Source organism: Bacillus cereus group sp. MYBK220-1 (genome assembly GCF_051916445.1).
GTDB classification, from domain to species: Bacteria; Bacillota; Bacilli; order Bacillales; family Bacillaceae_G; genus Bacillus_A; species Bacillus_A cereus.
Window position 1 is genome coordinate 748,606 of the sequence record NZ_JBQAGQ010000003.1, and the last position, 19,298, is coordinate 767,903.

The window sequence follows — 19,298 nt, forward strand, 5'->3', positions numbered from 1 at the left end:
CATAAGGGTATATAGAGGTGAGAGACATGAATGAAAAAAAAGAGGCCAATCTTCAAATATCGGGAATGACATGTGCGGCATGTGCAAATAGAATTGAAAAAGGTCTAAAAAAAGTAGAAGGTGTTCATGAGGCAAATGTAAATTTTGCACTTGAAAAAACAAAAATAATGTACGATCCAACTAAAACAAATCCGCAACAGTTTAAAGAAAAAGTTGAATCGTTAGGATATGGAATTGTAAGTGATAAAGCTGAATTTACTGTTTCAGGAATGACATGTGCAGCATGTGCAAATAGAGTTGAAAAGCGTTTAAATAAGTTAGATGGTGTGAACAAAGCGACAGTAAATTTTGCTTTAGAATCAGCTACAGTAGACTTTAATCCTGATGAAGTTAATGTAAATGAAATGAAGAGTACGATTACGAAGCTAGGATATAAATTAGAAGTGAAACCAGATGATCAAGATGCATCAACTGATCATCGATTACAAGAAATTGAAAGACAAAAGAAGAAGTTTATTATTTCGTTTATTTTATCTTTCCCATTATTGTGGGCAATGGTTAGTCATTTCTCATTTACGTCGTTTATTTATTTACCAGATATGTTAATGAACCCTTGGGTGCAACTAGCACTTGCAACTCCTGTTCAATTTATCATTGGTGGACAGTTTTATGTTGGAGCTTATAAAGCGTTACGTAATAAAAGTGCGAATATGGATGTTCTCGTGGCGCTTGGAACGTCGGCCGCGTATTTCTATAGTGTATATTTAAGTATTCAATCTATTGGTTCTTCGAAACATATGACAGATTTATATTTTGAAACGAGTGCGGTACTTATTACATTAATTATTTTAGGTAAATTATTTGAAGCGAAAGCAAAAGGGCGCTCATCAGAAGCAATTAAAAAATTGATGGGTTTACAAGCGAAGACAGCTACAGTTGTGCGAGATGGAACAGAAATAAAAATTTTGATTGAAGAAGTAGTAGCTGGTGATATCGTCTATGTAAAGCCTGGTGAAAAAATACCAGTAGATGGTGAGATTGTAGAAGGAAAGTCAGCAATTGATGAATCTATGTTAACGGGTGAAAGTATTCCTGTTGATAAGTCAATTGGGGATGTAGTAATAGGTTCGACAATAAATAAAAATGGATTTTTAAAAGTGAAAGCAACTAAGGTAGGAAGAGATACTGCATTAGCTCAAATTATTAAAGTAGTAGAAGAGGCACAAGGTTCAAAAGCTCCTATTCAAAGGGTAGCAGATCAAATTTCAGGTATTTTCGTACCGGTTGTAGTTGTGATTGCGATTATCACATTTGCAGTATGGATGATATTTGTTACACCTGGTGATTTTGGCGGAGCACTTGAGAAAATGATAGCAGTACTTGTTATTGCTTGTCCATGTGCATTAGGTCTTGCAACGCCTACATCTATTATGGCAGGATCAGGAAGATCGGCTGAGTATGGTATTTTATTTAAAGGTGGAGAGCATTTAGAAGCAACGCACCGATTAGATACGGTTATTTTAGATAAAACGGGTACAGTGACAAATGGGAAGCCGGTATTAACAGATGTAATTGTAGCAGATGGATTCAATGAAAATGAACTGCTTAGATTAGTAGGGGCAGCAGAAAGAAATTCTGAACATCCGCTTGCAGAAGCGATTGTAGAAGGAATTAAAGAAAAGAAAATTGATATCCCAAGTTCAGAAACGTTTGAAGCGATTCCGGGATTTGGTATCCAATCAGTTGTAGAAGGAAAACACTTATTAATTGGTACACGTCGATTAATGAAGAAATTCAATATTGATATTGAAGAAGTTTCTAAATCAATGGAAGCGCTAGAACGAGAAGGAAAAACAGCAATGCTTATTGCAATCGATAAAGAATATGCTGGTATAGTTGCCGTTGCAGATACTGTGAAAGATACTTCAAAAGCAGCTATCGCAAGACTGAAAAAAATGGGTCTAGACGTTGTGATGATTACAGGAGATAATACACAAACTGCTCAGGCAATTGCAAAGCAAGTTGGTATTGATCACGTAATTGCAGAAGTATTGCCAGAAGGAAAAGCAGAAGAAGTGAAAAAACTGCAAGCAAATGGTAAGAAAGTAGCGATGGTTGGAGACGGGATAAATGATGCTCCTGCTCTTGCTACAGCGAACATTGGTATGGCAATTGGAACGGGAACGGATGTAGCGATGGAAGCAGCGGATATAACGTTAATCCGTGGTGACTTAAATAGTATTGCTGATGCGATATTTATGAGTAAAATGACGATAAGAAATATTAAACAAAATTTATTCTGGGCATTAGCTTATAACGCGTTAGGAATTCCAATTGCGGCATTAGGTTTCTTAGCCCCTTGGGTTGCTGGAGCAGCGATGGCATTTAGTTCTGTATCCGTTGTATTAAATGCATTACGATTACAAAGAGTTAAATTAAAATCTTAAAAAGCTACATTAAGTAATTGAATAGAATTAAAAAACAATACTTGAATAAGTATTGTTTTTTTGTTCGTATAGAAATTAAAACGATATAATAAAGCAGAAATATAGAATCGTATGTAGTAGAAAAGTTAAGAGGTAGTTTGGTAAGGAGACTTATATATGTTAAAAGATATTATAATTAGAACATTCCAGAAAAAAGATTTAGATCAAGTATTACAATTGTTCTATGAAACAGTTCATACGGTTAATGCAAAAGATTATAATGAGTTACAGCTACAGGCGTGGGCACCGGAGCGACTAGATAGAGAAAATTGGTTACAGTCTTTAGAAAAGAATATTAGCTATGTAGCCGATCATAAAGGTATGATTGTGGGGTTTGGGGATTATAACGATGATCGTTACGTAGATCGTTTATTTACGCATAAAGATTATCAAGGGAAAAGAGTCGCTTCATACATACTACAGAAGTTAGAAAAAGAAGCAGTGAACCTAGGGCATAGGGAGATATATACAGAGGCGAGCATTACCGCAAAACCTTTTTTTGAAAGTAAAGATTTTATTTGCATAAAAGAACAAAAGAAACAGCATAATGGTCAGATTTTTATTAATTATGTTATGAAAAAATATCCTTCTCATAAATGAGAAGGATATTTTTCATTATTTTACAGCTTCTTTTAGTTCTTTACCAGCTTTGAAAGCAGGTACTTTAGAAGCTGCGATTTGCATTTCTTCACCAGTTTGTGGGTTACGGCCTGTACGAGCAGCTCTTTCGCGAACTTCGAATGTACCGAATCCGATAAGTTGTACTTTTTCACCAGCAGCTAAAGTGTTAGTGATTGATTCTACTACAGTTTGTACAACTACAGTAGCTTCTTTTTGAGAAATCTCAGCATTTTGTGCTACGTTTTTAATTAATTCTGTTTTGTTCATGTTTTTCACCTCATATGTAAATAATGCTATTTAAGTTGTTATTATAACGTATAAAACATTCGAGAACAAGTGTACGTACATATATTCGCAAAAAAAATGAAATTTGTAATATTTTTAGGGTTCTTTATAGACATTCTATTTAAGCCGACAGAGATTTGTTCTTCATTTCAGTCTTCTCTTGATAAGAAGATAGTTTCTTATTATAAGATATGAAGTAAGGTAGTGCTACAAATAACATACCTCCTACTAAATTTCCAAAGAAAACAAAAATAAAGTTTGGAAAATATTCAGCCCAAGTGAAATGACCGGCAAAAATTGCGGCTGGGATGACAAACATATTTGCTACAACGTGTTGAAATCCAATCGCAACAAAAGTCATAACTGGGAACCAAATACCGATAATCTTTCCGATAAATTCTTTACTTCCCATACTGAGCCAAACAGCTAAACAAACGAGCCAATTACATCCGATTGCAGAAATAAATGCTTGCAATGGTGTATCTTGTAGTTTCGCTTGAGCGATAGAAATAGTTTTCGCTAAAAAAGCTCCTTCAGTTAAGCCAACGATATGACCGAAAAAATAGGCTACAAATACAGCTCCTATGAAATTGCTAAATGTAACAATAACTAAATTTCGTATGAAATAAAATAAAGTAATTTTCTTTTGGAGCCAGGCCATAGAAACTGTCATCATGTTACCAGTTACTAGTTCACCGCCTGCAAGAATAACGAGAATAAGACCAACAGGGAATACAGCAGCGCCTAGAAAACTAGAAAATGATCCCCAATATTTTGGCATTGTCCCAATAACATGAATATCGAGTAAATACCCTAATGCGATAAAAGCACCGCCAAAAAAACCGAGAATTAGCATAGGGAGTAATGATAAATGAGCTTTTTTCCTTCCGGAATTCGCAGCAAGTTCCGTAATTTCTTCTGGTGTAAATACAGACATGAATAACCCCTCCGTAATAAAATGATGGAATGAATAGAAAAAGATTCGAAAATATATGTATTATAAAAATATGGTATGACTTCTGTATAAAATTGTCAAAGTGAATAGGGAGGAAATTACATATTAATAACATTGTTCATGTTGTCACATTAATGTAACAATAAGGATTTAAAGTGTTTCTAGAGGTGAAAACATGAATACGAATCATGTAAAAAAAGAACGAAAAAAATCAATCGTAAAGATATTTATTATTAGTTTTATAAGTATATTAATGATACTAGTAAGTTTGTATTATTATGCGACAGAAATAGAACGAAAACTAGTAACAGTTACATGGAATGAAATAGAAGCTTCTGCAATTCCTAAAGAATTTAATAATAAAAAAATGTTACAGTTTTCAGATGTACATTTAGGGCCAGAGTTTACATTGAAGCAACTTGAACATTTGGTGGAGAAGATGAATGAATTACATCCAGATATAGTAGTTTTTACCGGAGATTTAATAGATAAATTTGGTTCTTATAGTGCAGAAAGAGAGGAAGCGAAGGCTATTTTGCAGAAAATTTATGCTCCCTTAGGGAAATATGCTGTGTTTGGGAATCATGATAGGGGCGGGGGCGGTAGTTTATTTTACAAAAGATATATGGAAGAAGCTGGTTTTTCTGTATTAGTAAATGAAGTGCAGAAAATTAAAGTGGAAAACGGCAAATATATTACAATATCAGGTTTGGATGATTTTCTATTAGGGAAGCCGAAAATAGATTCAACTTTAAAAAACTTGAAACAAAATGATTTTAACATGTTATTAGTACATGAGCCGGATGTTGTAACCAAAATAAATCGTTACCCAGTTAATCTTCAACTGTCAGGACATAGTCACGGAGGACAAGTCCAAATCCCTTTTGTAGGTCCGTTAATTACTACCAAACTAGCTGAGAGCTATGTTGAAGGTATGTATGAAGTGGAGGGGAAGAGTAAGCAGTTATATTTATATGTAAATCGTGGTATTGGGACTACTAGGATGCCTGTTAGATTTTGTAGTGTACCTGAACTTTCAGTTTTTGTGTTGAAGCAAAAGAGTGACTAGAATATTTAACAATACGATTCCAAGGAACGTGCGATGTTGGGCGATGGAAAACAGTTTCTTGAAACTTTAGATGTGACAAAGTAGTTTTCATAAATAAAAAACAACAATAGGACCTATAAAGGGTCCTATTGCTGTTTTTATCCTGCATTGATTGCCCGTAAATGTCCGATTGATGGGGGCTAATTATAGTTTTACTTTGTTATTTTTGCAAGGAAAGACCATCAAAATATGTTCTATAGTTATTTGAGAATTCGAAGTTGTTTTTTGAATCCCAATTAATAGACCAAGACATTAGGCCGCGGAATGCAGGATAGCCACTCTGGTTAGAAAGTTTATACTTTCCTCCGAACGGAACTCCTTTAATGATATAATTTAAAGCTTTTTTCATTTCAGTTGGCGAAATGTATCCACCACTTGGAGCTGCCGCTGGTGCTGCTGGAAGCCCAATCATGACTTGATCTGAACGAAGAGCTGGGAAAATGTTATTTGCATTACCACCTACAGGAAAACCATGTAAGAGCATATCTGCCATAGCGACCTCGTAGTCTGCAGTACCTTGATTGTAGTTATTACCGTCCATTCCAATCCCGCTACCAGCGTTGTAGTGTTGAACATGAATGTATGTTAGTTTATCTTTCACTCCGTAAATAATTGGTAAATATGCACCCCATATGCTTCCATATGCGCTATAACCGCCTTGAACATAAGCTGTTTCAGGAGCCATGCTTAATAGAAAATCTGGACCATAATGATCTGAGATTGTTCGAATAGCTGATATAAGATTTACGATTTGGGGAGTAGTTGGATTTTTGAAATTAGTATCATTTCCGTTTAAGTAAATACCTGATTCAAGGTCAATATCTATTCCATCAAAACCGTATTTATCGATTAGAGACTGTATGGAATTAATAAAACGATCCTTAGCGGCATTGTCAGGAAGTAAAACGACTCCATTTTGTCCACCTATTGAAAGAACTACTTTCTTTCCTTTACTTTTTAAATAAGAAATATCTGATTTGAAGTCTGCATCTGTACCATACACAGGAGAAAATTCAACAGTGGAACGATCACCACCAGTTTCACCAAAAGATACATTGATTACATCCCATTTTGGTGAAACGTCTTTTAATTTAATAATGCCAGTACCGTTATCAAAGTTATGCCAATATCCAACGAGTAATTTTGAACCTAAATTGTTTGCTGCTTGTGCTTGGAAAGGGGATAGCGGTAGAAGTAAGAACATTACTAAAATACAACAAAAAAATTTGAACTTGTTTAACATATCAACACTCCTATACAAAAAGTTGTCTAGATGTATAATCTTGTTTATTTAATAATATCTGAAAATTCTTTCTTTTGTAAGGGGACTATAATTTTCTCAACAATTGTGTATGGGAAAGTATTAAACCTAATGTAATAATTTTTGAAGAAGGTTGAATTGTAATTGTTAAATTCAGAATATTTTGATATATTTTAACGTATAGAACAAAATCTTTCGCACAGTACTCTTACATAAGTTTCAAAATTTAGTTTGGAAGGGGATGTACAAGATTTGGATAAAAATCTAAAGAAAGACCTCAAAATACGCCACATTACAATGATTTCAATTGGCGGCGTAATAGGGGCTGGTTTGTTTGTTGGAAGTGGTGCAGTTGTACATTCGGCAGGACCAGGTTCTATCGTTTCATATGCATTAGCAGGACTTCTAGTCATTTTCGTCATGAGAATGCTAGGAGAAATGGCAGCTGTTAATCCGACAAGTGGTTCATTTGCAACGTATGCAAGAGAAGCGATTGGTCCTTGGGCGGGTTATACAATAGGCTGGTTATACTGGTTTTTTTGGGTAATTGTTATTGCAATAGAAGCCACAGCAGGTGCTGGTATTATCCAATATTGGATTCCACAAATACCGCTTTGGTTATTAAGTTTAATATTAACAATTTTATTAACGCTGACGAACGTTTTTTCGGTGAAATCATTTGGAGAGTTTGAATATTGGTTTTCTTTTATTAAAGTAATAAGTATTGTTTTGTTCCTTTGTCTAGGTCTTGCTGTTATTTTAGGATTTGTTCCAGGAACAGAAGCACCCGGCACTTCGAATTTAATTGGACAAGGTGGATTTATGCCAAACGGTATAAGTTCGGTCCTGCTTGGAATTACTGTTGTTATATTTTCATTTATGGGATCAGAGATTGTAGCAGTAGCCGCAGGTGAATCTGCAGAACCTGTAAAAGCAGTAAAAACAGCAACAAACAGTGTGATTTGGCGTATTCTTGTATTTTTTATTGGGTCTATAGCGGTAGTTGTTACGCTACTGCCATGGAATTCAGCAAACATATTAAAAAGTCCATTTGTAGCTGTACTTGAACATATAGGAATACCAGCGGCAGCACAAATTATGAATTTTATCGTTTTAACAGCTGTACTTTCTTGCTTAAATTCAGGCTTATATACAAATTCAAGAATGCTTTTTTCAATGGCAGAAAGAGGAGATGCTCCAAAGTCATTTTTAAAATTGAACAGTAGTGGTGTTCCCGTTCGAGCGGTTTTATTTGGAACTTTCTTCGCTTATATTGGAGTTGTGTTTAGTTACATTTCTCCAGATAAAGTCTTTTTGTTTTTAGTGAATGCATCTGGCGGGATTGCGTTACTAGTTTATCTCGTTATTGCAGTTTCGCATTTAAAGATGCGTAAAAAAATGGGGAAAGTAGAACAACAAAATTTGAAAGTGAAAATGTGGCTTTTTCCGTATGTAACGTATGTTACAATTGCTGCTATTATAGCAGTTTTAGTTGCGATGTTCGCAATTGATACTTTACGTTCACAAGCATTTTTAACAATGTTTGTTACTGTTCTTATCATACTTTCTTATTTTATTTTTAATAGAAATAAAAATATCACAGTTTTGCATCCTAAAAGTAAGAATGAGGAATCTGTTCGATTCTAATTTTCTTATTTTCGAAGAGAGTTACACCCAATCATTGCTATAAAAGAATCATATATAATCATAGAAACAAGTAATTACTATTGTCATAGTGAATATAAACTTTTTTCTTGACTTTTTATACGAAGGCGAGCAAAATGGTAAAAAAGGAAGGGGGGATGATGATGGAAGAGTACGTATTAGAGCTGTATAACCTGTTATATACGACAGAATGGCAAGATATTGTTTCGTTTCTAGGAATCGTATTTTGCATGAAAATTGTAATTGTATATATGGAAGAGCAAGGTATGTTCTATTCCTTCTCATCTCCGTTCGATGTGCAGCGCGAGCCGTTGCTAAACTATGCCAATGTGAATTACGAACAATTTCCTTTTGTAGTTTTCTTTATGATTCGATTTATTACAGCAATTGTAAGGAAAAAGGAAAGTGACGATGAAGAGTGCCACTCAACTTGTAATATAGCGAATGTTTTTTAAGCTAAATACAAGGAGGAGATTTATATGTGGTTTCGATTTCTTATGATTGGTTTCTTTTCATTAACAGCAATTTCATTAATGGGATATCAAGTGTCTGAAATTTTTCAAGCATATAGCGATACATTTTTTAACAAAAACTAATCGCATTGCTATTTGAATAATAAAGCGATAAAATCCTTCTTAAGAAGTTTTATTAAGAAGGATTTTTTTCTTTGTCTTGTCTTGCTGTGTCAAACTATTGTCACATTTACACTGTGAATAATATGTTAAAATAGTGAGGTTATGTATACATACTTGAAGGAAGAGGGAGTGACCATTTTGGTGGATCAATCAACAAATCAGAAAAGCTATGCTCCTATTGTGATAACGCTTTCTGTAATTGTAAATGCGATTATTTTATTTTTGTTCTTTGGACCTGTTGGCTATGAAGGAGAAGTACATTTTGATGTAACGATTTTACCAATGTTAAACGCGATTTTTAATAGCTTTACGTTCGTATTTTTATTAGCAGCGTTATTCTCTATTATTAAAAAGAATGTGAAAATGCATCGTGGTTTTATCCTTGCAGCATTTACGACAACTTTACTATTTTGTGTGTCGTATTTATCGTATCATTACTTAGCACCGGCAACACATTTTGGCGGAGAAGGATTCATTAAATATGTGTATTTCATCATTTTAATTACACATATTATCCTAGCAGCAATTATCGTACCACTTGCATTGTTTGCGCTTGTATTTGGTTTTACAAATCAATTAACACGTCACCGTAAAATTGTACGTTGGACGATGCCGATTTGGTTATATGTAAGTTTATCTGGTGTTATTGTTTACTTAATGATCTCACCTTATTACCAATAAAAAAATCTCAGCCTGTAGGCTGGGATTTTTTTATTAAGCAAATATTTTTGTGAAATGAAAAAAATATGGTATACAAAAGTATAGTTGCTTTTCATATAGAAGGGATGGTAAAGAAATATGCAAAATTTTGTATTTCGTAATCCAACGAAACTTATTTTCGGTAAAGGTCAATTAGAACAGTTAAAAACTGAAATTCCACAGTTCGGTAAAAAAGTTCTTCTCGTATACGGGGGAGGCAGCATTAAAAGAAACGGTATTTATGATAATGTAATTTCTATTTTAAAGGATATTAATGCAGAAGTATTTGAATTAACAGGTGTTGAACCGAATCCACGTGTATCAACTGTAAAGAAAGGGATTCAAATTTGTAAAGAGAATGGTGTTGAATTTATTTTAGCAGTTGGTGGAGGAAGTGTAATCGACTGTACGAAGGCAATTGCAGCTGGTAGTAAGTACGATGGAGATGTATGGGATATTGTAACGAAAAAAACATTTGCTAATGAGGCATTACCATTTGGTACTGTACTTACTCTTGCAGCAACAGGATCTGAAATGAATGCAGGCTCGGTAATTACAAACTGGGAAACGAATGAAAAGTATGGATGGGGTAGCCCGGTTACTTTCCCGCAGTTTTCGATTTTAGATCCAGTTCATACTACTTCTGTACCGAAAGATCAAACAATTTACGGTATGGTAGATATTATGTCGCACGTATTAGAACAATATTTTCATCATGGAACGAATACAGAACTACAAGATCGTTATTGTGAAGCTGTTTTAAAAACAGTAATTGAGACAGCTCCTAAGCTTTTAAGTGATTTAGAAAATTATGAGCATAGAGAAACTATTTTATATTGTGGTACTATGGCGTTAAACGGCATTTTAGCAATGGGAGTAAAAGGAGATTGGGCGACTCATAATATTGAGCATGCAGTTTCTGCTGTTCATGATATACCACACGGGGGTGGCCTTGCGATTTTATTCCCGAACTGGATGAAGCATGTTGTAGAGGAAAATGTAAGTCGTTTTAAACAGTTTGCTATTCGAGTATTCAATGTAGAAACAGATGGAAAGACTGATCGAGAAATTGCGTTAGAAGGAATTCAGGCGTTACGTCAATTTTGGACTTCAATTGAGGCGCCAGTAACATTATCTGATTACGCTATTGGAGAAAATGAAATTGATTTAATGGCGGATAAAGCGATGGCGTATGGTGAATTTGGTAACTTTAAAAAATTAAATAAAGATGATGTTTTAAGTATATATAAAGCTTCTTTATAAGTGAATTTAGAAAAGAAACCTATTTGATTGTTTGATCGAATAGGTTTCTTTTTGCTGTTTATAAACGTTTTTGGATGTTTTTGATTATTTTTGATTGTTTACGGTTGATTTTTGTGACCGTTTTCATTATACTGTAATCAAAGAAGAGGTGAATAAAATGTTAACTCCTGAACGTCATCAAATGATATTGCAACTTGTAAAAGAACAGAAAGTTGTAAAATTACAGCAATTAGTTGAAAGAACAGAAAGCTCTGAATCGACAATTCGCCGTGATTTAGCGCAATTGGAAAAGCAAAGGTTATTAAAAAGAGTTCATGGTGGTGCCGCTGTTTTAACAGGAAAAGGGCAAGAACCAACGATGGTTGAAAAATCATCCAAAAACATTCAAATAAAACAACAAATTGCTAAGTATGCGGCTAGCGTTATTGAACAAGGTGATTGTATTTATTTAGATGCAGGAAGTACAACATTTGAAATGATTCCATTTTTAATAAATAAAGATGTTACTGTCGTTACGAATGGACTTATGCATATTGAAGCTTTAGTTGAAAATAATATTCGTGCGTATTTACTAGGCGGAATGATGAAGAGTAGGACGAAAGCTTTAATCGGTGCTATGGCACAGGAAAGTATGCAGAAGTATCGTTTTGATAAATGTTTTTTAGGTGCAAATGGTGTACATGAACAGCTTGGCTTTACAACGCCAGATCCAGAAGAAGCGCTCTTAAAACAAATGGCATTAACATTAGCAAACGAAGGATATTTCTTAATTGATGAAAGTAAGTTTTCAGAAGTTGCATTTGCGAAAATTGCAAATGTTGAAGAAGCAAATATTATTACAAACCATTTAGAAATTGATTTAGAAAAATATAAACAACAAACCAATGTAATTGAGGCTGATAAACAATGATCTATACAGTTACTTTAAACCCATCTATTGATTATGTAGTGCAAGTTTCTTCTTTTGATTTAGGAACAATAAATCGAGCGGAGAAAGATATGAAGTTTCCTGGAGGAAAAGGAATTAATGTTTCTCGTGTTCTTCAGCGTTTAGGTGTTAAAAATATAGCACTTGGATTTACTGGTGGATTTACTGGTCAATTTATTAAAGAGGTATTACAGACGGAAGGTGTAACAACAAACTTCGTCCAAGTAGATGAAGATACTCGCATTAATGTGAAAATAAAAGGGGAAGAAGAAACAGAATTAAATGGCCAAGGTCCTATTGTAACAAAAGAGCAGTTCGAACAGTTAATGAAAAAAATTGAGAGTATGCAACCTGGAGATTGTGTTGTACTTGCTGGGAGTGTACCGGTCTCTATTCCAAGTACCTTTTACGAATCAATTGCTGCGTTTGGAGCTGAAAAAGGTATTCGTGTAGTAGTAGATGCAAGTGGAAGCGCACTGCAACATGTAATTAAAAATAAGCCATTTTTAATTAAGCCAAACCATCATGAACTTGGTGAGTTGTTTGGAGTGGAGCTTTCAACAGTAGAGGACGTTTTACCTTATGGAAGAAAATTAATTGAACAAGGTGTAAAACACGTTATCGTATCGATGGCTGGAGAGGGAGCTTTATTATTTACGGCAGAAGGTATATATGAAGCGACTGTTCCAAGAGGTGTTGTAATTAATTCAGTTGGGGCCGGAGATTCTCTTGTTGCAGGGTTTGTAGGCAAATATGAACAGACAAAAGATATTGAAAAGGCATTTCAATACGGCGTTGCAACAGGGAGTGCAACAGCATTTTCAGCTGATTTATGTAAGAAGGAAAAAGTAGAAGAATTATTGTCGCAAGTAATTGTAGCTAAGCGATAGGGGGAAGCAACATATGAAAATTACAGAACTATTAAAAAGGGATACAGTCATTATGGATTTGACAGCTTCAAATAAAGAAGCTGTCATAGATGAATTAGTTGAGAAATTAAACGGGGCAAATCGTTTAAATAGTAAAACGGAATTTAAAGAAGCTATTTTAAAGCGGGAGTCCCAAAGTACGACTGGAATAGGGGAAGGTATTGCAATACCTCATGCGAAGACAAAGGCTGTTAAACAACCATCGATTTGTTTTGGTAGAAGTGTAAGCGGTATCAATTATGAGTCGCTTGACGGACAGCCAGCACACTTATTCTTTATGATTGCTGCAAGTGAAGGAGCGAATAATACTCATTTAGAAACGTTGTCTCGTTTATCGACATTATTAATGGATGAAGGATTTCGCAAGCAACTATTAGAAGCAAAGGATGAAAGTGAGCTTCTTCAACTATTTGATGAAAAAGAGAATGAAAAAGAAGAAGAGACTGAAGTCGCAAAACCAGAAGGAAATGAACCGTACGTACTTGCTGTTACAGCTTGTCCAACTGGAATCGCTCACACATATATGGCAGCGGATAGCTTAAAAGCAAAAGCGACAGAGTTAGGAATAGCGATTAAAGTTGAAACAAACGGATCAACAGGTATTAAAAACGGTTTAACGAAAGAGGATATTGAACGTGCAACAGCTATTATTGTTGCGGCGGATAAACAAGTAGAAATGAATCGTTTTGCTGGTAAACATGTCATTCAAGTGCCAGTTGCTGATGGGATTCGAAAAACGGAAAATCTGCTTAAGCGAGCTGTCAAACAAGATGCACCAATCTTTAAAGGTGTAAAAGAGGACGGGAAATCAGAAAGTATTGAGGGAGAAAAAGGATTAGGAATTTATAAGCATTTAATGAGCGGTGTAAGTAATATGCTTCCATTCGTTGTTGGTGGCGGGATTTTAATAGCGTTAGCGTTTTCGTTTGGTGGTATAAAGGCGGAAGGTCCTTTAGCTGAATTGTTCATGTCAATTGGTGGAGGAAAAACAGGTGCGTTTTTATTCCTTGTACCAATTTTAGCTGGATTTATTGCAAGTTCTATTGCTGATCGTCCTGGTTTTATGCCTGGTGTTGTAGGTGGATTTTTAGCAGCGAATGCGAATGCTGGATTTTTAGGTGGGTTAATTGCTGGCTTCTTAGCTGGATATGTTGTTTTAGGGTTGAAAAGATTATTTTCAGGACTACCAGTACAATTAGAAGGAATTAAACCTGTATTGTTATATCCAGTCTTTGGATTATTGATTACAGGAGTTGTAATGCAAAAAGTAGTAATTCCGCCTGTAGTAGCATTAAATGAAATGTTGACAGGGTGGTTAAATGGTTTAAACGGTACGAATGCTATATTACTAGGTCTTATTTTAGGTGGTATGATGGCAATTGATATGGGAGGGCCAATTAATAAAGCGGCATTTACGTTTGGTATTGCTGCAATAGAAGCGCAGAATTTTGGAGTGCACTCAGCAGTTATGGCTGGTGGGATGGTACCGCCACTTGCGATTGCATTCGCAACTACATTCTTTAAATCAAAGTTTACAGAAGCGGAACGTAAATCTGGTTTAACCAATTATATTATGGGAGCATCGTTCATTACAGAAGGTGCGATTCCGTTTGCTGCTGCAGATCCGGTTCGAGTAATCGTAAGTTGTGTTGTTGGTTCAAGTATTGCAGGTGCGTTATCTATGTTATTCCAAATTACATTACCGGCACCGCATGGTGGATTATTTGTAATAGCGTTAGTAAATAAACCGTTACTATATATTTTCTCTATATTAATTGGAACAATTGTTTCGGCTGTTATGCTAGGTGTTTGGAAAAAGAAAGTTCAATAACAAATAAAAAGAGAGCAGTTTTTAGTAGCTGCTCTCTTTTTATTACAAAAAAATAGGTTAACAATTGAATATTGATGTTTTTTGGTAAAAGATGTAACGAATTGTGAATTTTTTGTAACAAAAAAGTAACACTGTAATTTTTTCTGGAAAAAAGTTCTTGTGCTCGTATATGAAAAATATATGAAAACCACTGGAGATTGTATGAGGAATACATTTTATTAATATGGAAATTTATGTTACAACTCGTTAATCATATATTACGAATGCTTTGTAATTGTGTGATTTCTAAAAATTCTAAAAATCTGTTGCTATAATGAAAATACGAAAACAAAGCAAATGGAGGCTATTCATGAAAAAATTATTAGGTATAGCAACAGCAGCAGTTTTTGGTCTTGGGATTTTTGCGGGTTCTGCTAAAGCGGAAACAATTGTAACAACAGACGTATTAAATGTTAGAGAAAACCCAAATGTAGAGTCAAAGCTTGTAGGTAAAGTGTTCAGTGGGAATACACTAGATGTTATAAATACAGAAAATGGATGGACAAAAATTAAGTTGAACGGTAAGGAAGCGTTTGTAAGTGCCGATTTTACAAAGAGCACATATTATGTAACGGCGGGCGTATTAAATGTTCGTGCTGGAGCGAATACTGATTCTGAAATTTTAGGTAAACTTAATAAAAATGATGTGATTGAAACGACGAATCAAGTTCAAAATGAATGGTTACAATTCGACTACAATGGAAAAGTTGGATATGTTCACGTGCCATTTTTAACAGGAACAGCACCTGTAATCGAAAAGAAAGAGGTTGTAGCTCAAGAAGAAGCGCCAGCTAGAACAAATACGCCAGTTAAAAATAATACAGTAGTTAAGAATAAAGAGTCTGTTAAGAGTAACGATTCTATTAAGAATGTAGAATCAAGTAAACCTGTGGTAAAAGAAAAACCGGCTGCAAAACCAGTTGCAAAATCTACTGAAACAAGTGCGCCTACTGGTGGTCGTGAAATTACAGTAGAAGCGACGGCATATACAGCAGATCCGAGTGAGAATGGTTCGTATGGTGGTCGTGTATTAACTGCAATGGGGCATGATTTAACAGCAAATCCAAATATGAAAGTAATTGCTGTTGATCCGAAAGTAATTCCGCTTGGATCAAAAGTATGGGTAGAAGGATATGGAGAAGCGATTGCTGGAGACACCGGTGGTGCGATTAAAGGAAATCGTATTGATGTATTAGTCGGTTCAGATGGTAGTGCTAATAGCTGGGGGCGCAAATCTGTAAAAGTGAAAGTTATACAATAGGTTATCGATATTAATATAAAAAGCGGTTGCTTGAAACTATGTAAGCAGCCGCTTTTTATGGATTATTGAAATGGATAAATAGTTTTACCTGTGATAATTTTATATGCACTGCAAAATTGCGTTTGTATATATTCTGTATTTTTATTTTCTGGATGTAATGTTGTTTCATGGAGAGTAGAATGAAAAGCCCGTAGTAAACAATTTAGGGCGAAGTATAATTCCTCTTGTGAACAATTTTGTTCTTTTGTAGAAGTGGCTAAAATGAGGTCTTTTGTCAAAGATGAAAAATTGATGGTGGATTGTTTCATAGTTAACTCATCCTCTCGAAACTATTTTTATCATGTATATGCAGAATTGGACAAACTATGTTCTTTTTTCTGTGTAATTTCATGTACCGAAATGAAAGAACTTGCAATCATGCCGTTAAAATTGGTAAGATTGGGTATAATCAATAGATGGAGTATATTACATAAAGAGAGTTGAATGATATGGGAGAAGTGCAACGTGAAAAAGTTGCTGTCATCATTGGACCAACTGCTGTTGGAAAGACGAAGTTAAGTATCGATCTTGCCAAAGCGTTGAACGGTGAAATTATTAGTGGTGATTCCATGCAGATCTATCGAACGATGGATATTGGAACTGCAAAGGTAACAAAAGCAGAGATGGACGGAATTCCACATTATATGATCGATATAAAAAATCCGGAAGATTCATTTTCTGTCGCGGAATTTCAAGAACGTGTTCGCAAGCATATTCGAGAAATTACAGAACGTGGTAAATTACCAATTATAGTTGGTGGGACCGGTCTTTATATACAATCTGTTTTATTCGATTATCAGTTTACAGATGATGCTGGTGATGTGATATACCGAGAGCAAATGGAAAAGTTAGCTTTAGAACGCGGTGTGGAATATGTACATAAAAAATTGCAAGAAGTAGATCCAGAAAGTGCGGAGCGTATTCATGCAAATAATGCACGACGTGTCATTCGGGCGTTAGAAATTTTCCACATGACGGGTGAAAAAATGAGTGACCAAATTGAGAAACAAGAAAAAGAGTTACTCTATGATGTTTCATTAATTGGCTTGACAATGGATCGAGAAATGCTATACGATCGCATTAACTTACGAGTGGATTTGATGATGGAACAAGGCCTATTAGAGGAAGTAGAAGGGCTGTATAATAGAGGGATACGAGATTGTCAATCTATTCAAGCGATTGGATATAAAGAAATCTATGATTATTTTGAGAATCGAGCCTCTTTAGAAGATGCGGTGTCACAATTAAAGACGAATTCGCGTCGTTATGCAAAACGTCAATTAACGTGGTTCCGTAATAAAATGGATGTCACGTGGTTTGATGTTACAGACGGTGAAAAAACGTCAGAAATTTTACGATACATAGAAGGAAAGTTACAAGTAAAGTCGAATAATAGTAAGTAGAGAAAAAGAGGAGGATTCGACATGAAGCAATCAATCAATATTCAAGATCAGTTTTTAAATCAACTCCGTAAAGAAAATACGTTTGTTACGCTGTACTTATTAAATGGTTTCCAGCTTCGTGGATTAATTAAAGGATTTGATAATTTTACAGTCCTGCTGGAAACAGAAGGTAAGCAGCAGCTTATTTATAAACATGCAATTTCTACATTTGTACCACAAAAAAATGTTTCAATTGAATTAGAATAGTAATGAATTATTGTACATAACAAAAAAGAGCGAGTTTCCTCGCTCTTTTTTTATTTGTCATAAACAATATATGATGAAATTTAAGCGATTCTAAATACAGTAAGGCGGATATTAGTATTTCCTGTCGCAGGGATTGTAATCTCATTAAGAGTAGATTGGACAGAAATTCTTGCACCAGCTGCTAATGTTTCGATTGTAGTAAATGAAAGTGAGTCGCCTATTAAATTTGAAGAGAAATTATCAGTTGCGACTGCTCCATTAATTGAAATGCCTACTCCGAGTGGAGCGCATCCTGGCGCAGTTGTAGAAATGGATACGCTAATTACATAAATACCACTGTTAATAACAGTAACTGTATCTGTGCCGTTGAAGATAATATTGTTTACGTTAATTGCAGTACTAAAAATAAAGTTATTAAATTGCAGTACTGTTTGCTGAATATTGTTTGTTACAACAATTGTTGCTATAGGGAAGCTAGGTCCAGTTGGCCCAGTAGGTCCGGTAGGTCCACCAGAAGGTCCAGTAGGTCCAGTAACTCCTATGCCAGTAGCGCCGGTAGCACCCGTTGGTCCTTGAATGCCTTGAGGTCCGGTAGCACCCGTGTTACCTTGAACGCCTTGAGGTCCAGTAGCGCCGGTAGCACCCGTGTTACCTTGAACGCCTTGAGGTCCAGTAGCACCGGTAGCACCCGTGTTACCTTGAACGCCTTGAGGTCCAGTAGCGCCGGTAGCACCCGTGTTACCTTGAACACCCTGAGGTCCAGTAGCGCCCGTGTTACCTTGAGCACCTTGAGGTCCAGTAGCACCCGTGTTGCCTTGAACACCCTGAGGTCCAGTAGCACCCGTGTTACCTTGAACACCTTGAGGTCCAGTAGCACCAGTAGCGCCCGTGTTACCTTGAACACCTTGAGGTCCAGTAGCGCCGGTAGCACCCGTGTTACCTTGAACACCTTGAGGTCCAGTAGCGCCGGTAGCGCCCGTGGCACCCGTGTTACCTTGAACACCTTGAGGTCCAGTAGCGCCAGTGGCACCTGTGTTACCTTGAACGCCTTGAGGTCCAGTGGCACCGGTAGCACCGGTAGCACCAGTAGCACCTGTGTTACCTTGAACACCTTGAGGTCCAGTAGCGCCAGTGGCACCAGTAGCACCTGTGTTACCTTGAACGCCTTGAGGTCCAGTAGCGCCAGTGGCACCAGTAGCACCTGTGTTACCTTGAACACCTTGAGGTCCAGTGGCACCGGTAGCGCCAGTGTTACCTTGAACACCCTGAGGTCCAGTGGCACCGGTAGCACCAGTAGCGCCAGTGTTACCTTGAACACCTTGAGGTCCAGTAGCACCGGTAGCGCCAGTAGCACCTGTGTTACCTTGAACACCTTGAGGTCCAGTAGCGCCGGTAGCACCCGTGTTACCTTGAACACCTTGAGGTCCAGTAGCGCCGGTAGCACCCGTGTTACCTTGAACACCTTGAACACCTTGAGGTCCAGTAGCACCAGTAGCGCCCGTGTTACCTTGAACGCCTTGAGGTCCAGTAGCGCCGGTAGCACCCGTGTTACCTTGAACACCTTGAGGTCCAGTAGCGCCGGTAGCACCCGTGTTACCTTGAGCACCTTGAGGTCCAGTAGCGCCGGTAGCACCCGTGTTACCT

18 protein-coding genes are annotated in these 19,298 nt (G+C 36.2%); 13 read left to right on the plus strand and 5 right to left on the minus strand.

Annotated features, from left to right (window positions below; all coding sequences use genetic code 11):
- Positions 1 to 26 precede the first annotated feature (26 nt).
- A complete protein-coding gene (locus tag ACTFRU_RS17585) occupies positions 27 to 2,447 on the plus strand; it encodes a heavy metal translocating P-type ATPase (protein ID WP_046392960.1) in 2,421 nt (806 codons plus the stop codon).
- Between the two features lie 156 nt (positions 2,448 to 2,603).
- Entirely contained in the window at positions 2,604 to 3,086 is a 483-nt protein-coding gene (locus ACTFRU_RS17590) for a GNAT family N-acetyltransferase (protein ID WP_000910167.1), read from the plus strand.
- A 15-nt stretch (positions 3,087 to 3,101) separates the two neighbouring features.
- Here the strand turns inward: ACTFRU_RS17590 and ACTFRU_RS17595 are convergent, their stop codons facing one another.
- Both ACTFRU_RS17595 and ACTFRU_RS17600 read right to left on the minus strand, forming a co-directional pair.
- Entirely contained in the window at positions 3,102 to 3,374 is a 273-nt protein-coding gene (locus tag ACTFRU_RS17595; RefSeq protein WP_001043904.1) for an HU family DNA-binding protein, read from the minus strand.
- A gap of 139 nt (positions 3,375 to 3,513) precedes the next feature.
- Positions 3,514 to 4,329, minus strand: coding sequence for a formate/nitrite transporter family protein (locus ACTFRU_RS17600; RefSeq protein ID WP_033696389.1), 816 nt, complete (start codon positions 4,327 to 4,329; stop codon positions 3,514 to 3,516).
- Between the two features lie 193 nt (positions 4,330 to 4,522).
- Here ACTFRU_RS17600 and ACTFRU_RS17605 point away from each other — a divergent pair, with 193 nt between their 5' ends.
- Positions 4,523 to 5,416 carry a metallophosphoesterase gene (locus tag ACTFRU_RS17605; RefSeq protein WP_440037730.1) on the plus strand — a complete coding sequence of 298 codons (894 nt, stop codon included), beginning with the start codon at positions 4,523 to 4,525 and terminating at the stop codon, positions 5,414 to 5,416.
- Between the two features lie 199 nt (positions 5,417 to 5,615).
- Here the strand turns inward: ACTFRU_RS17605 and ACTFRU_RS17610 are convergent, their stop codons facing one another.
- The gene (locus tag ACTFRU_RS17610; RefSeq protein ID WP_440037731.1) at positions 5,616 to 6,698 is read right to left on the minus strand and encodes a chitinase; all 1,083 of its coding nucleotides are present in this window, start codon (positions 6,696 to 6,698) and stop codon (positions 5,616 to 5,618) included.
- A gap of 270 nt (positions 6,699 to 6,968) precedes the next feature.
- Between ACTFRU_RS17610 and gabP the strand changes: the two genes are divergently transcribed.
- The 8 genes from gabP (at position 6,969) to entD (ending at position 15,966) form a co-directional block, all read left to right on the plus strand.
- Complete coding sequence (gene gabP, locus ACTFRU_RS17615; protein ID WP_000360111.1) at positions 6,969 to 8,363, plus strand: GABA permease; 1,395 nt, start codon at positions 6,969 to 6,971, stop codon at positions 8,361 to 8,363.
- A 134-nt stretch (positions 8,364 to 8,497) separates the two neighbouring features.
- Positions 8,498 to 8,836, plus strand: a complete 339-nt coding sequence (locus tag ACTFRU_RS17620) for a hypothetical protein (RefSeq protein WP_002026213.1) — start codon at positions 8,498 to 8,500, stop codon at positions 8,834 to 8,836.
- 318 nt (positions 8,837 to 9,154) lie between these two features.
- On the plus strand, positions 9,155 to 9,697 hold the full coding sequence (locus tag ACTFRU_RS17625; RefSeq protein ID WP_000228315.1) for a DUF420 domain-containing protein: 543 nt from the start codon (positions 9,155 to 9,157) through the stop codon (positions 9,695 to 9,697).
- Positions 9,698 to 9,814: 117 nt separating this feature from the next.
- On the plus strand, positions 9,815 to 10,978 hold the full coding sequence (locus ACTFRU_RS17630) for an iron-containing alcohol dehydrogenase (protein WP_025708990.1): 1,164 nt from the start codon (positions 9,815 to 9,817) through the stop codon (positions 10,976 to 10,978).
- Positions 10,979 to 11,135: 157 nt separating this feature from the next.
- Complete coding sequence (locus ACTFRU_RS17635) at positions 11,136 to 11,888, plus strand: DeoR/GlpR family DNA-binding transcription regulator (protein WP_016123256.1); 753 nt, start codon at positions 11,136 to 11,138, stop codon at positions 11,886 to 11,888.
- The gene (gene pfkB, locus ACTFRU_RS17640) at positions 11,885 to 12,796 is read left to right on the plus strand and encodes a 1-phosphofructokinase (RefSeq protein ID WP_006922254.1); all 912 of its coding nucleotides are present in this window, start codon (positions 11,885 to 11,887) and stop codon (positions 12,794 to 12,796) included. The genes ACTFRU_RS17635 and pfkB overlap by 4 nt, the downstream gene beginning before the upstream one ends.
- A gap of 13 nt (positions 12,797 to 12,809) precedes the next feature.
- A complete protein-coding gene (locus tag ACTFRU_RS17645; protein WP_006922259.1) occupies positions 12,810 to 14,666 on the plus strand; it encodes a PTS fructose transporter subunit IIABC in 1,857 nt (618 codons plus the stop codon).
- Positions 14,667 to 15,015: 349 nt separating this feature from the next.
- On the plus strand, positions 15,016 to 15,966 hold the full coding sequence (gene entD, locus ACTFRU_RS17650) for a cell wall-binding protein EntD (RefSeq protein WP_000734610.1): 951 nt from the start codon (positions 15,016 to 15,018) through the stop codon (positions 15,964 to 15,966).
- 62 nt (positions 15,967 to 16,028) lie between these two features.
- On the opposite strand, the gene ACTFRU_RS17655 is transcribed toward entD, so the two are convergent.
- Positions 16,029 to 16,274 (minus strand): hypothetical protein, encoded by a 246-nt coding sequence (locus ACTFRU_RS17655; RefSeq protein ID WP_000814429.1) that lies wholly within the window; start codon positions 16,272 to 16,274, stop codon positions 16,029 to 16,031.
- Positions 16,275 to 16,454: 180 nt separating this feature from the next.
- Here ACTFRU_RS17655 and miaA point away from each other — a divergent pair, with 180 nt between their 5' ends.
- Both miaA and hfq read left to right on the plus strand, forming a co-directional pair.
- Positions 16,455 to 17,408, plus strand: coding sequence for a tRNA (adenosine(37)-N6)-dimethylallyltransferase MiaA (gene miaA / locus ACTFRU_RS17660; protein ID WP_006922262.1), 954 nt, complete (start codon positions 16,455 to 16,457; stop codon positions 17,406 to 17,408).
- A 21-nt stretch (positions 17,409 to 17,429) separates the two neighbouring features.
- Positions 17,430 to 17,654, plus strand: coding sequence for an RNA chaperone Hfq (hfq, locus tag ACTFRU_RS17665; protein WP_000813896.1), 225 nt, complete (start codon positions 17,430 to 17,432; stop codon positions 17,652 to 17,654).
- An 80-nt stretch (positions 17,655 to 17,734) separates the two neighbouring features.
- Here hfq and ACTFRU_RS17670 read toward each other — a convergent pair.
- Positions 17,735 to 19,298, minus strand: a 1,564-nt coding sequence (locus ACTFRU_RS17670; protein WP_440037732.1) for a Gly-Xaa-Xaa repeat protein, incomplete at its 5' end; no start/stop codon positions are given.

Excerpts from the sequence above, each read along its gene's own strand:
- ACTFRU_RS17590 (WP_000910167.1), top strand. The coding sequence starts at position 2,604 with ATGTTAAAAGATATTATAATTAGAACATTCCAGAAAAAAGATTTAGAT.
- hfq (WP_000813896.1), top strand. The coding sequence starts at position 17,430 with ATGAAGCAATCAATCAATATTCAAGATCAGTTTTTAAATCAACTCCGT.
- ACTFRU_RS17605 (WP_440037730.1), top strand. The coding sequence starts at position 4,523 with ATGAATACGAATCATGTAAAAAAAGAACGAAAAAAATCAATCGTAAAG.
- ACTFRU_RS17635 (WP_016123256.1), top strand. The coding sequence starts at position 11,136 with ATGTTAACTCCTGAACGTCATCAAATGATATTGCAACTTGTAAAAGAA.
- entD (WP_000734610.1), top strand. The coding sequence starts at position 15,016 with ATGAAAAAATTATTAGGTATAGCAACAGCAGCAGTTTTTGGTCTTGGG.
- ACTFRU_RS17600 (WP_033696389.1), bottom strand. The coding sequence starts at position 4,329 with ATGTCTGTATTTACACCAGAAGAAATTACGGAACTTGCTGCGAATTCC.
- ACTFRU_RS17610 (WP_440037731.1), bottom strand. The coding sequence starts at position 6,698 with ATGTTAAACAAGTTCAAATTTTTTTGTTGTATTTTAGTAATGTTCTTA.
- ACTFRU_RS17620 (WP_002026213.1), top strand. The coding sequence starts at position 8,498 with ATGGTAAAAAAGGAAGGGGGGATGATGATGGAAGAGTACGTATTAGAG.
- ACTFRU_RS17630 (WP_025708990.1), top strand. The coding sequence starts at position 9,815 with ATGCAAAATTTTGTATTTCGTAATCCAACGAAACTTATTTTCGGTAAA.
- ACTFRU_RS17595 (WP_001043904.1), bottom strand. The coding sequence starts at position 3,374 with ATGAACAAAACAGAATTAATTAAAAACGTAGCACAAAATGCTGAGATT.
- miaA (WP_006922262.1), top strand. The coding sequence starts at position 16,455 with ATGGGAGAAGTGCAACGTGAAAAAGTTGCTGTCATCATTGGACCAACT.
- ACTFRU_RS17585 (WP_046392960.1), top strand. The coding sequence starts at position 27 with ATGAATGAAAAAAAAGAGGCCAATCTTCAAATATCGGGAATGACATGT.
- pfkB (WP_006922254.1), top strand. The coding sequence starts at position 11,885 with ATGATCTATACAGTTACTTTAAACCCATCTATTGATTATGTAGTGCAA.
- ACTFRU_RS17655 (WP_000814429.1), bottom strand. The coding sequence starts at position 16,274 with ATGAAACAATCCACCATCAATTTTTCATCTTTGACAAAAGACCTCATT.
- ACTFRU_RS17645 (WP_006922259.1), top strand. The coding sequence starts at position 12,810 with ATGAAAATTACAGAACTATTAAAAAGGGATACAGTCATTATGGATTTG.